A 12,808-nucleotide genomic window follows, 5' to 3' on the forward strand; every position below is an offset into this window, starting at 1 on the left:
GGCATCCCGGGCCCGCGCGTCGGGACCTCCGCGGCCGGCCGGTCCGGCGCAGCCGCGGTGCCCGCGGTGCCTGCGGGCTCGGGGCGCAAGGGCGGCCCGGACGGCCCGCAGGGTGCCCAGGGTGCCGGGAAGGCGCGCGCATACCGCGGGCCCCGGCGCGGACAGGGGCGCGGGGGCTGGACGCCGTGGCTCTACCTCGCTCCCGCGCTCGTCGTCCTCGGCGGGCTGCTCGTCTACCCCATCTACCAGCTCGGCCTGATCTCCTTCCTGGAGTACACCCAGGCACAGGTCAGCGGCGGCGAACCGACCACCTTCCAGGGGCTCGGCAACTACCGCCCCCTCTTCGCCGACAGCCAGTTCTGGCAGGTCCTGCTCGCGACCCTGGTCTTCGCCGCCTCCTGCGTCGTCACCACGCTCGCCGTGGGCTGCGGCCTCGCCGTCCTGCTGACGCGCGTACGGGCCCTGCCCCGCCTCGCGCTGATGCTGGCCGCACTCGGCGCATGGGCCACCCCGGCCATCACCGGGTCCACGGTCTGGGTCTTCCTCTTCGACCCGGACTACGGACCCGTCAACCGGCTCCTCGGCCTCGGCGACTTCTCGTGGACGTACGGGCGCTACAGCGCCTTCGCGCTCGTACTCCTCGAAGTGGTGTGGTGCTCATTCCCGTTCGTGATGGTGACGGTGTACGCGGGCATCAAGGCGATCCCCGGAGAGGTGCTGGAGGCGGCCTCGCTCGACGGCGCCTCGCAATGGCGGATCTGGCGCTCCGTCACCGCCCCGATGCTCCGCCCCATTCTCGTGGTCGTCACCATCCAGTCGATCATCTGGGACTTCAAGGTCTTCACCCAGATTTATGTGATGACGAACGGCGGAGGCATCGCCGGACAGAATCTCGTGCTCAATGTGTACGCCTATCAGAAAGCCTTCGCGTCCTCGCAGTACAGCCTGGGCTCGGCGATCGGCGTCGTGATGCTGCTGATTCTGCTCGCGGTCACCCTCGTATATCTGCGACTGCTGCGACGCCAGGGAGAAGAGCTGTGAGCCTGCCCCGCATCCACCGCCCCTGGCGCCTCGCCGCCGAGGCATCCGCGCTCGTCATCGCGGTCGTCGTGGCCTTCCCGCTGTACTGGATGGTGCTCTCCGCCCTCAAGCCGGCAGGCGAGATCCAGTCGACCGAGGCACGGCCCTGGACGCTTTCCCCTTCGCTCGACTCTTTCCGCCGCGTCTTCGAACAGCAGGAATTCGGCCGTTATTTCCTCAACAGCCTGTTCGTCGCGGGGGTGGTCGTCGTCGTCTCCGCACTGATCGCCTTCCTGGCGGCGACGGCGGTCACCCGGTTCCGCTTCAAGTACCGCACCACCCTGCTGATCATGTTCCTGGTCGCGCAGATGGTGCCGATCGAGGCGCTGACGATCCCGCTGTTCTTCCTCATGCGGGACTTCGGTCAGCTGAACACCCTCGGCTCGCTGATCCTGCCGCATATCGCCTTCTCGTTGCCGTTCGCGATCTGGATGCTGCGCGGCTTTGTGAAGGCGGTCCCCGATGCGCTGGAGGAGGCGGCGTACATCGACGGCGCGAGCCGGACGCGCTTCCTGTGGCAGATCCTCTTCCCGCTGGTTTTCCCGGGGCTGGTGGCGACGAGCGTGTTCTCGTTCATCTCGACCTGGAACGACTTCCTGTTCGCCAAGTCCTTCATCATCAGCGACACCTCGCAGTCGACGCTGCCGATGGCGCTGCTGGTCTTCTTCAAGCCGGACGAGAACGACTGGGGCGGGATCATGGCAGCGTCTACCGTGATGACCGTGCCGGTGCTCGTCTTCTTCGTACTCGTACAGCGACGTCTGGTCTCCGGACTCGGCGGCGCGGTGAAGGACTGACGCGATGACCTCCGCAGAGAGCTCCACATCGACCTCTACGCCGACTTCCACGGATCTGATTCCGGCGCCGCGGACTGTCGACGGTCCGTACCGCACCCCCTTCGTTTTCGCCACCGGTACCGCACTCGCCGCGGCTCCCGGCACGGAGGGCGTCGCCCGCTGGCTCCGTACGGTCGTGGGCACCGCCCTCGGCCGCGATCTGCCCCCGGGCGCGGCCGGAGCCGACCACACCATCACGCTGCTGATCGATCCGTCCCTGGCGCCCGAGGCCTACCGCCTCACGGTCTCGTCGGCCGTCGAGATCGTGGGCGGCAGCTCCGCCGGGGTGTTCTGGGGAGCCCAGACGTTGCGTCAACTCCTCGGTCCTGATGCGCACCGACGGGCGTGCCCGGACCCGGAAGCCTGGCGCGGCGTCCCGCACCAGGTCATCGAGGACAGCCCCCGCTTCCCCTGGCGCGGCCTCATGCTCGACGTCTCACGGCACTTCCTGCCCAAGGACGACGTCCTGCGCCACCTCGACCTGCTCGCCGCCCACAAGCTCAACGTCTTCCACTTCCACCTCACCGACGACCAGGGCTGGCGCATCGAGATCAAGCGCCATCCGAGGCTGACGGAAGTCGGTGCCTGGCGGGAACGCACCAAATACGGTCACCGCGCCTCCGCGCTCTGGGACGAGAGGCCGCACGGCGGTTACTACACCCAGGACGACATCCGCGAAATCGTCGCGTACGCCGCCGAGCGGCATATCACCGTCGTGCCCGAGATCGACATCCCCGGCCACTCGCAGGCCGCCATCGCCGCGTATCCGGAACTGGGCAACACCGACGTCATCGACACAACCACCCTCTCCGTCTGGGACAACTGGGGTATCAACCCGAACGTACTCGCCCCCACTGACAACACCCTTCGCTTCTACGAGGGCGTCTTCGAGGAGCTCCTCGAACTCTTCCCCGCCACCTTCATCCACATCGGCGGCGACGAGTGCCCGAAGGACCAGTGGAAGGCCTCTCCGGCCGCCCAGGCCCGTATCAAGGAACTCGGCCTGGCCGACGAGGACGAGCTCCAGTCCTGGTTCATCAGGCACTTCGACAGCTGGCTCGCCGACCGCGGCCGCCGTCTCATCGGCTGGGACGAGATCCTCGAGGGCGGCCTCGCCCCGGGCGCCGCCGTCTCCTCCTGGCGTGGATACGCCGGCGGGATCGCCGCGGCCGAAGCAGGACACGACGTCGTCATGTGCCCCGAGCAGCAGGTGTACTTGGACCACCGCCAGCACGGCGGCCCCGACGAGCCGATGCCCATCGGCTACGTACGCACCCTCGAGGACGTCTACCGCTTCGAGCCCGTGCCCCCGTCCCTGTCGCCCGAGGCCGCCGCGCACATCCTCGGCACCCAGGCCAACGTCTGGACCGAGGTGATGCAGGACCGTTCCCGCGTCGACTACCAGGTCTTCCCGCGGCTCGCCGCCTTCGCCGAGGTCGCCTGGTCCGCACTCCCTGCGCCCGCCGAGCGCGACTTCGCGGACTTCGAGCGGCGAATGACCGCCCACTACGCGCGCCTTGACGCGCTCGGCGTCGATTACCGCCCGCCCGGCGGCCCGTTGCCGTGGCAGAAGCGACCCGGCGTGATCGGACGCCCGATCGAGGGTGCGCCCCCAAACGTGTGAGCCCGGTGTAAAGCTGTGTGTCCTGCGCCGCAGAGCCTGGGACCGTGGAAGCCCGTAAGGAATAAGTCGTACAAGGCTCGCCGAAGAGTGGCAATCCGCACGTGGTGGCGATGGTGTTGCAAATCGGACCATCGTCACGAGTGGGGGCATCCGGTACGGATGTGCCCTTCGCGGACCCTCTCGTCGGTCGGCTCGGAAGATGTGCCAGAGTTGCCACGTCCGGGCTGTGAGCACGTACGGTACGGCAACACAGGCGGGACAGCCGGGACACCGGGAAGGGGCAGCTGGGTGACCACGCACGCACCGCAGGCGGCGCAGTCGGTGACGCTGCCGGCCTCGCTCGACGAGGCCGTGGCGGCGCTCGACGCCATGCCCGCCGCCGTGCCCGTCGCCGGCGGTACGGACCTCATGGCCGCCGTCAACAAGGGCCAACTCCGCCCCGCGGGCCTCGTCGGCCTCGGCCGTATCAGCGAGATCCGCGGCTGGCGCTACATGGACGGGCATGCGCTGCTCGGCGCCGGACTCACCCACGCCCGGATGGGACGGCCCGACTTCGCGGCCCTCATCCCCGCGCTGGCCGCGTCCGCGCGCGCCGCGGGCCCGCCTCAGATCCGTAACGCGGGCACGCTCGGCGGCAACATCGCCACCGCCGCCCCCACCGGCGACACCCTGCCCGTACTGGCCGCCCTCGAGGCGGACCTGGTGATCGCGGGACCCGGCGGCGCACGCCGCGAGATCCCCGTCTCCCATCTGCTGGCCGGCCGCGAGATGCTCGCCCCCGCAGAACTCATCGGATTCGTCCGCGTACCCCTGCTGCACGCCCCGCAGGTCTTCCTGAAGGCGACCGGCCGGACCGGCCCCGGCCGCGCCACCGCATCCGTCGCCGTCGTCCTTGACCCGGCGCGGCGCGGGGTGCGCTGCGCGGTGGGTGCGATCGCGCCGATGCCGCTGCGGCCGCTGGAGGCGGAGCGCTGGATCGCGTCGCTGATCGACTGGGACGGCGAGCGGGGCCTGGCGACCGAGGCGCTGGCGGCATTCGGCGAGTACGTCGCGGCGGCGTGCATCCCGGATCCGGCCCCGGCCGTGCAGGGCGAGGAGCCACCCGCGCTGCCACCCGCCGTACTGCATCTGCGGCGCACGGTCGCCGCGCTGGCCCGACGTGCACTGGGGAGGGCGCTGTCGTGAGCAATGAGGACAATCCGCACGAACTGCCGCACGAGCTCCCGCCGGAGCAGGGCGGCTGGCAGCCGATTCCGCACGGCGGCGAGTACGACGCGGAGGCCACGGCCTTCCTGCAGCTGCCGCCCGAGGGCGCGCTGGACGCGGCGCCGCTCGAGGCGCCGGGCCATGGCTACGTACCGCCGATGATCACGCCACTGACGCCCGCGGACGCGACGGATCCGGCGGCGACGGGCGCGTGGGCCGCGCACCAGGCGGACGGGGAGCCGCCCGCGGTGCGGTGGCCGGAACCGGCGTCCGGATACACGGGGCCCGCCGACCCGCACGCCACGGGCCAGTGGACCTTCAACGAGACCGAGCCGGTCCAGGCCGCCTCGGAGCTGACCGGCCAGTGGACGATTCCGGTGGCGGGCGGCGACCTGCCGGAGGAGTCGGGCGAGTTCACCACGACGGCGCTGCAGTCCCAGTGGGCCGATACGGCCCCGGCGACGCTGCCGGGCGGTGCGACAGCCCCGTGGGCGCCGTCGCCCGACGCCCCGGCGACGCTGCCGGGCGGAGCGCCCGCGCCGTGGGCGACGGCACAGGAGCCCGCGGCGGTGGAGGAGCCTTCGCCGGTGGAAGGGCCTTCGGCGGTGGAGGGGCCGGCCGAGTCCGAAGGAGCCCCCGAGGAGACCGCCGCAGCCCCTGAGGAGGCCGCTGAGGAAGCTCCAGCGGAGAGCCCCGAGGAGGAGCCCCTCCCCACCTCCTCCACCGGCAGCGACGAGCATCCGCCCACCTCCTACGTCCTGCGGGTCAATGGCACCGACCGCCCCGTCACCGACGCCTGGATCGGCGAATCCCTGCTCTACGTACTGCGCGAACGACTCGGTCTCGCGGGCGCCAAGGACGGCTGCTCGCAGGGCGAGTGCGGCGCGTGCAACGTCCAGGTCGACGGCCGTCTCGTCGCCTCCTGCCTGGTCCCCGCGGCGACCGCGGCGGGTTCCGAGGTGCGTACGGTCGAAGGCCTCGCCACCGACGGCGAACCGTCCGACGTCCAGCGTGCTCTGGCGGCCTGTGGCGCGGTCCAGTGCGGTTTCTGCATCCCCGGCATGGCCATGACCCTCCACGACCTCCTCGAGGGCAACCACGCCCCCACCGAGCTCGAGACGCGGCAGGCCCTGTGCGGCAATCTCTGCCGCTGCTCCGGCTACCGGGGCGTCCTCGATGCCGTACGCGAAGTGGTCGCCGAGCGCGGAGCGAGCGCCGTGGCCGCGGCGGAGGCGAGCGAGGAAGCCCGCATCCCGCACCAGGCGCCCCCCGGTGCAGGTAGTGTGCAGCTCCACCCGCACGACGGAGGCATGGCGTGAGCAACGACGCGGCCACCACTGCGACGCCCCAGGCGGTCGACGGCCCTCAGCCGCAGCCGCCCGCCCACGGCCTCGGCGCTTCCCTCCCGCCGGCCGATGCCCGCGCCAAGACCGAGGGCACGTTTCCGTACGCCGCCGACCTGTGGGCCGAGGGCCTGCTGTGGGCGGCGATCCTGCGCTCCCCGCACCCGCACGCCCGTATCGGCTCGATCGACACCTCGGCGGCGCTGGACATGCCAGGAGTGCGGGCAGTAGTCACCCACGAGGACATTCCGGGTGATTCGTCGTACGGCAGGCGTATCGCCGACCGTCCCGTCTTCGCCTCCGAGCTGGTCCGCCACCACGGCGAGGCGATCGCGGCGGTCGCGGCCGACCACCCCGACACGGCCCGCCTCGCGGCGGCGGCGATCGCGGTCGAGTACGAACTCCTCGAACCGGTCACCGACCCCGAGAAGGCCTTCGCCGCCGAACCACTGCACCCCGACGGCAATCTGATCCGTCACATCCCGCTCCGCTACGGCGACCCCGATGTGGCGGGCGACGTGATCGTCGAGGGCCTCTACCGCATCGGCCGCCAGGACCCGGCCCCGATCGGCGCCGAGGCCGGCCTGGCCGTCCCGCGCCCGGACGGCGGCGTGGAGCTGTACGTCGCCTCGACCGACCCCCACACGGACCGCGATCTGGCGGCGGCGTGCTTCGGCCTGGAGCCGGACCGGGTGAAGGTCGTCGTCACGGGCGTCCCGGGCGCGACGGGCGACCGCGAGGACCCGGGCTTCCAACTCCCGCTCGGCCTGCTGGCGTTGAAGACGGGCTGCCCGGTCAAGCTGACGGCGACCCGCGAGGAGTCCTTCCTCGGCCACGCCCACCGCCACCCCACGCTGCTGCGCTACCGCCACCACGCGGACGCGGAGGGCCACCTGATCAAGATCGAGGCCCAACTGCTGCTGGACGCAGGCGCGTACGCCGACGCCTCCTCCGAATCGCTCGCGGCCGCGGTCGCCTTCGCCTGCGGCCCGTACGTCGTCCCGCACGCCTTCATCGAGGGCTGGGCGGTCCGTACGAACAACCCTCCCTCGGGCCATGTGCGCGGCGAGGGAGCGATGCAGGTGTGCGCGGCCTACGAGGCCCAGATGGACAAACTGTCCGCAAAGCTCGGCCTCGACCCCACCGAACTCCGCCTCCGCAACGCCCTTGCCACCGGCGACATCCTCCCCACCGGCCAGACGGTCACCTGCCCCGCGCCTGTCGCGGAACTCCTTCACGCCGTACGGGACTTCCCGCTCCCCGACCTCCCCAAGGACTCACCGGAGAACGACTGGCTGCTCCCGGGCGGCCCGGAGGGCGCGGGCGAACCGGGAGCGATCCGCCGCGGCGTCGGCTACGCACTGGGCATGGTCCACATGCTCGGCGCGGAAGGCACCGACGAAGTCTCCACAGCCACGGTCAAGGTCCACGACGGAATCGCGACCGTCATCTGCGCGGCAGTGGAAACGGGCCAGGGCTTCGCCACGCTCGCCCGCCAGATCGTCCAGGAGACGCTGGGCATCGAAGAGGTCCGCGTGGCCTCGGTCGACACGGACCAGCCCCCGGCGGGCCCGGCGGCCCACGGCCGCCACACGTGGGTCTCGGGCGGCGCGGTCGAGAGGGCCGCGAAGATGGTCCGCACCCAGCTTCTGCAGCCCCTGGCCCACAAGTTCGGCATGTCCACGGAGCTGCTCCAGATCACCGACGGCAAGATCACGTCGTACGACGGTGTCCTCTCGACCACCGTCACGGAGGCGATGGACGGCAAGGAGCTGTGGGCAACGGCCCAGTGCCGCCCCCATCCGACCGAACCTCTCGACGACTCGGGCCAGGGAGACGCTTTCGTGGGCCTCGCCTTCTGCGCGATCCGCGCGGTGGTGGACGTCGACATCGAACTGGGCTCGGTCCGCGTGGTCGAAATGGCGGTGGCTCAGGACGTGGGCCGCGTCCTGAACCCGGCCCAACTGAACGCCCGCATCGAAGCCGGCGTCACCCAGGGCGTCGGCACGGCCCTGACAGAAAACCTCCGCACGGCCCGCGGCCTGGTCCGCCACCCGGACCTGACGGGCTACGCACTCCCGACATCTCTTGACGCTCCGGACATTCGCATCGTGAAACTGGTCGAGGAACGGGACGTGGTGGCCCCCTTCGGGGCCAAGCCGGCAAGCGCGGCCCCGGTGGTGACGTCCCCGGCGGCGGTGGCGTCGGCGGTACGCGCGGCAACGGGGCGCCCGATCAACAGGCTGCCGATAAGGCCTCAGGCGGCGGTGGCTGTTCCCAACTCGTGACCGTGTGACGCTCATTGCACGTGCAATCCAAGGGCGCGCACTGTCCTTGGGGCTCGGTACAGTGATCCCTGTAGACGTGTGTAAACGGGGAGGCGTTCGTGGCAGAGGAAGGCGGGGCGGTGGGCCCGGTATACGGGCCGCCGTTGTACGGGCCGCAGGTGCCGCCGTTGTACGGGCCGCGGGTACCGCCGCCGGTGTACGGGCCGCCAGTGCCTAAGCCGCCCAGCTCGATGGAGACGCTGTGGAACGTCAATCCGCAGCAGGCGATGCTGGTCGAGGCCGAGACGCTGGAGAAGTTTCGCAAGAAGGCCGATGGCATCCTGACGAAGCTTCTGGGGTCGCAGGCTTCACCGAAGCAGCTGGCTGACGAGAAGATGGTTCGTAACGAACTAGGTGGGGGACAAGGCGCGTTCATCGAGGCGGAGGAGCTCTTCGATGCGTACGAGTCGGTCGTCGCGCAGCTGAAGCAGCTCTCGAAGATGCTGTCGGATTCGGTGGACGGTCTGAGCATCGCCGTCCGCGCTTCGCAGAGCGGCTATGAAGAGATGGATGCCGACGTCAAGCGACGGATGCAGGCCCTGCACCAGCACACGGGCGCGTGGGCCAGGGAGCACACGGAGCAGCCGGTCGACCAGGGCGCTGACACCTGATGACGCTGGGCCGAGGACAACGGGGGAGAGGGGTGACGACACATGGGTAAGGGTGCCAAGGGCGGCGGCGATGGCGGTGTGAAGACCGACTTCCAGAGCATGACCCATGACGACATGTGGGCATGGCTGACGCCTTCGAGCAGTGGAACTGTCGCGGGCATCTCCGATCGGCTCAAAGATGCCGCGAAGGCACTCGATGAGCTGGCAGACGACCTCAAGAAGCACATGGAAGACGTGCACTGGACGGGAGAGGCGGGTACGGCGTTCATCAAGTGGGGTGAGAGCACGATCAGTTCCACGAGGGCATTGGCTGTCTACAGCGGCGATTCCGCCTACTGGCTCTCGATCGCTTCAACGGCGATCGCGTCCGCCCACAGCGCCATGCCTGACAGTCTGGGAAGCGCCCAGGCCAACGCGGAAGCCGCGCGCAAGTACCACAACGACCCCGATTCGCAGTCGATCGGATCCAGCGCGCGAGCCACCATCAACACGTTCCAGCCGCCACCGGACGAGAAGGGCAAGGTTTCTCCGGAGGCCTTGGCTGCGGCGAGCTCGGCGAGGGAGGAAGCTCGCCAAGAGGCGATCAAGAACATGAGAAGGCTGGCGGGCACGTACGCGGAGAGTGCCAGCCAGATGAACGCGCAGAAGGTGCCGGTCTTTCCGTCGCCGCCGGACCGTTTTGTGCCGGAGGCGCCGTCGTACAGCAGATCCGTCTCCACCGTTGGAACTGAGAGGCAGGGACACGGTCAGTTCGACCGGACCTCTCCCGCTAAGAGCACTGTCCACACAACGTCCTCGGACTCCACTCAGCCTGTGGCGCATGCAGAGCAGCGTGGGCAGGTCCAGCCCGAGCGCCCGGTGAACCTGGGGATCGACAGCGTCGACACCCTGCCGCCGCAGACCCAGTTCCCCCCGACGACCGGCACGGTACCCCCGGCAGTGAAGCCCGATGGTCCGAGCGTTGTGCCGCCCGGCGTGATACCGCCCGCGTTCGGTGGCAAATCAGTTGGGCCAGCCACCAGTGCGCCTGGCAAGGCGATCGTCGGCGGCCGTGGTGTGATGCCGCCTAGCCAGGGCGGAATCGCGTCGAGGATGCCGCGTGAGAACGGCATTGTTGGCGGTCGCCCTGTCACGCCGAACACGGGCCGCCCTGCGGTCGGAATTCCCCGCAGCACGGTGATCGGCAACGAAGGGACCACGGGCGCCCGCGGGCCGATGGGGCGCGGAATGGCCGGCATGCACGGCGGCGGTCCCATAGGAGGCGCGGGCCAGAGCGGCATTTCTGGTGGGCGCCGCTTGGCGTCCGAAGTGGGCGGGGTGGTCGGAGGCCGACCGCAGCAGCCCGGACAGACGGGTGCCCGTCCCTTTACGCCTGGCGGCTCGGGTCTCGTCCGAGGCCAGAACGCGAGCGTCAGCGGCGGTGCGCACCCTGGACAGGTAGGTCGCGCCGGAGCGGTCCCTCCGGGGACACACGGCGCCAACTCTCGACGCGACGATCAAAGCGGTGAGCGTCCGGACTACCTGTCGGAGGACGAGGAGACCTGGCAGCAGGGCAGCCGGCGCGTCGTCCCGCCGGTCATCGACTAATCACCCCCACATAGAGGTCAAAGGAAGCAGATGTCGACCAGCAGTATTCGATCGCGCCGTCGCAGGTTCGTTGTCGCGGCGTCGCTGGGCCTACTGCTGGTGGGCTCTGCTGCCACACCGGCTCTGGCGGAGTCCGTCCGTTCGACGCAGTGGCATTTGGATGCCATGCACGCCGAGGAAATGTGGAAGGTCAGCACCGGCAAGGGCGTCACGGTTGCAGTCATTGACAGTGGTGTCGACCCCACGCACCCCGACCTCCAAGGCCAGGTTCTGCCGGGCAAGGACATGGTCGCAGGGAAGCGGGGCGATGAACACACCGACCTTGAAGGCCACGGCACGTCCATGGCAGGCATCATCGCCGGTACAGGGAAGATGGACGGCGGGAATGGAGCCCTTGGGCTTGCGCCGGGGGCCAAGATTCTTCCCATCCGCCTCGTGGATAAAGAACTTGGTGGCAACAGGCAGGATCAGGCCGACGAATACCAGAAGCCGGCCAGCGAGGCCATCCGATTCGCCGTCGACAGAGGCGCCAAGGTCATCAACATTTCGCAGGGCGTCATCCACGGATCGCCGGAGTTGACGAGCGCCGTCAAGTACGCCCTCGACAAGGGTTCGCTCATCTTCGCCTCTGTCGGAAATGAAGGCGACAGCGACATCGAATTCCCGGCCGCTACTCCCGGTGTTGTGGGAATGGGCGCGATCGGCAAGGACGGCAAGAAGATCGAGGTGTCCCAATTTGGGCCGCTCGTGGACTTTGTCGCGCCCGGCGCGGACATCATTGGTCCCTGCACCAAGGACACGCGGCTGTGCAAGAGCAGCGGTACCAGTGACGCGACGGCTCTCGCCTCTGCGTCCGCCGCGCTCATCTGGTCCAAACACCCGGAGTGGACCAACAACCAAGTCCTCCGCGTCATGCTCAACACGGCCGGCAGCCCGAGGAGCGGAGAGAAGCGTACCGACTTCCTCGGCTACGGGACGGTGCGCCCGCGTATCGCCTTGCAAACCCCCGGCGACCCGGGCCCGGCCAACGAATACCCACTCCCGGACCTCGCGTCCGCCGCCCCCAAGTCGCCTTCCTCGCAGCCCTCCAAGGCTGCCGCAGGCGGGGCTGAGTCCGACAACAAGCAGTCAGCGGACGCGGCGCCTGCATCAAAGGACGACAGCAACACCGGCCTCTTCATCGCCCTCGGCATCGGCGCCGCAGCCCTCATCGGCACCGCCGTCGCTGTCCCTGTCATCCGCTCCCGTCGTCGCAACGCCTGACACGTCCGGATCGCCTTCAGGGGGTGCGCGCGCTGAACGCGTACTTCCTGCCTCGGCTCTCGTGCGTCGTTCCGCTTGCAGACTTGCTGCACCAATCTCTTTGCCCGCACCGCGCATTCGCATCGTGGAACTTTCGAACGCTCTGTGGTGACGTTGGCTGTACGACCCGGAGCAGGGCTTGGAACTGCCTCACAATCGGGTCTCAGATGGGGCGTGATGCCCAACTCCTCACGATCTGCCACTCATTGCGTATGCAATCTTGAGGTGCGCAACGACCCCCCTGCTCACTACAGTGGCTTTGAAGCTGTGGTAAGCGGAGAGGAAGTCTTGCTGCGAAGCGAGGGCGAGCCGAGCGTGGCTCGGAAAGCTGCTGCGCCCTCTCCGGCAACCAGAGGTCGGCTTTGCCCTCCCGGACCCGGACAGCTTTGAACATCGCGCTCAGCGCACGCATCACCGCCAGTCTTCAGTCCAGTAGCCACGGCACTCAGCAACGGGGAAGAACGATGTCGTTCGACGAGGAATGGGCCAGCGCACGGTCGGGTGCGACCACCATGCGACTCAACCAGCTGCCTGCGGAGGGCGGAGGAGGCAGCAGCGGCGGAGCCGCGGACTACAAGGTCACGTCCAAGGACCTGCAGGCCATCGGCAATGAGGCTCAGGAGCTCTACCACGGTCTCGAAACCGCCGCGTTCCACGCCGGAGCTCAGACCGACACCGCCTCCACGAGCCTTGATCAGGACGGCTTCAAGACGGGTTCGGGCATGTGGACTGCCTGGGACAAGTGGCGCACCCAGTCCGAAACGCTCTTGAGCGCCTGCGCGCATATCCACAATCACCTTGAAGACACGGTCCTCAACCACACCAATCACGAAGAAGTGCTCGTCACCAACTTCACCATGTCCAAGATTTCCGAGCACTTCAGCTGAGGGGC

General features: G+C 69.1%; 10 protein-coding genes. All 10 read left to right on the forward strand.

The window, feature by feature from the left end; all coding sequences use genetic code 11:
- The first annotated feature begins 66 nt into the window (after positions 1–66).
- The 10 genes from ACFYXH_RS26940 (at position 67) to ACFYXH_RS26985 (ending at position 12,803) form a co-directional block, all read left to right on the forward strand.
- Positions 67–1,041 carry a carbohydrate ABC transporter permease gene (locus ACFYXH_RS26940; RefSeq protein ID WP_389568517.1) on the forward strand — a complete coding sequence of 325 codons (975 nt, stop codon included), beginning with the start codon at positions 67–69 and terminating at the stop codon, positions 1,039–1,041.
- Entirely contained in the window at positions 1,002–1,877 is an 876-nt protein-coding gene (locus ACFYXH_RS26945) for a carbohydrate ABC transporter permease (protein WP_389568520.1), read from the forward strand. The genes ACFYXH_RS26940 and ACFYXH_RS26945 overlap by 40 nt, the downstream gene beginning before the upstream one ends.
- 4 nt (positions 1,878–1,881) lie before the next feature.
- On the forward strand, positions 1,882–3,540 hold the full coding sequence (locus ACFYXH_RS26950) for a beta-N-acetylhexosaminidase (protein WP_389567915.1): 1,659 nt from the start codon (positions 1,882–1,884) through the stop codon (positions 3,538–3,540).
- Between the two features lie 288 nt (positions 3,541–3,828).
- Entirely contained in the window at positions 3,829–4,725 is an 897-nt protein-coding gene (locus ACFYXH_RS26955; RefSeq protein ID WP_389567918.1) for an FAD binding domain-containing protein, read from the forward strand.
- Complete coding sequence (locus tag ACFYXH_RS26960) at positions 4,722–6,065, forward strand: 2Fe-2S iron-sulfur cluster-binding protein (RefSeq protein ID WP_389567921.1); 1,344 nt, start codon at positions 4,722–4,724, stop codon at positions 6,063–6,065. Before ACFYXH_RS26955 ends, ACFYXH_RS26960 begins: the two co-directional genes overlap by 4 nt.
- Complete coding sequence (locus tag ACFYXH_RS26965; RefSeq protein ID WP_389567924.1) at positions 6,062–8,377, forward strand: xanthine dehydrogenase family protein molybdopterin-binding subunit; 2,316 nt, start codon at positions 6,062–6,064, stop codon at positions 8,375–8,377. The genes ACFYXH_RS26960 and ACFYXH_RS26965 overlap by 4 nt, the downstream gene beginning before the upstream one ends.
- Before the next feature lie 230 nt (positions 8,378–8,607).
- Positions 8,608–9,027, forward strand: a complete 420-nt coding sequence (locus ACFYXH_RS26970; protein WP_389567927.1) for a hypothetical protein — start codon at positions 8,608–8,610, stop codon at positions 9,025–9,027.
- Positions 9,028–9,069: 42 nt separating this feature from the next.
- Positions 9,070–10,614: a hypothetical protein gene (locus ACFYXH_RS26975; RefSeq protein ID WP_389567930.1), complete on the forward strand. Its 1,545-nt coding sequence runs from the start codon at positions 9,070–9,072 to the stop codon at positions 10,612–10,614.
- 30 nt (positions 10,615–10,644) lie between these two features.
- Entirely contained in the window at positions 10,645–11,877 is a 1,233-nt protein-coding gene (mycP, locus tag ACFYXH_RS26980; RefSeq protein WP_389567933.1) for a type VII secretion-associated serine protease mycosin, read from the forward strand.
- Positions 11,878–12,302: 425 nt separating this feature from the next.
- Positions 12,303–12,803: a hypothetical protein gene (locus tag ACFYXH_RS26985; RefSeq protein WP_389567936.1), complete on the forward strand. Its 501-nt coding sequence runs from the start codon at positions 12,303–12,305 to the stop codon at positions 12,801–12,803.
- The last annotated feature ends 5 nt before the right edge of the window (positions 12,804–12,808 follow it).

Source organism: Streptomyces sp. NPDC002730 (assembly GCF_042888805.1).
GTDB lineage: Bacteria > Actinomycetota > Actinomycetes > Streptomycetales > Streptomycetaceae > Streptomyces.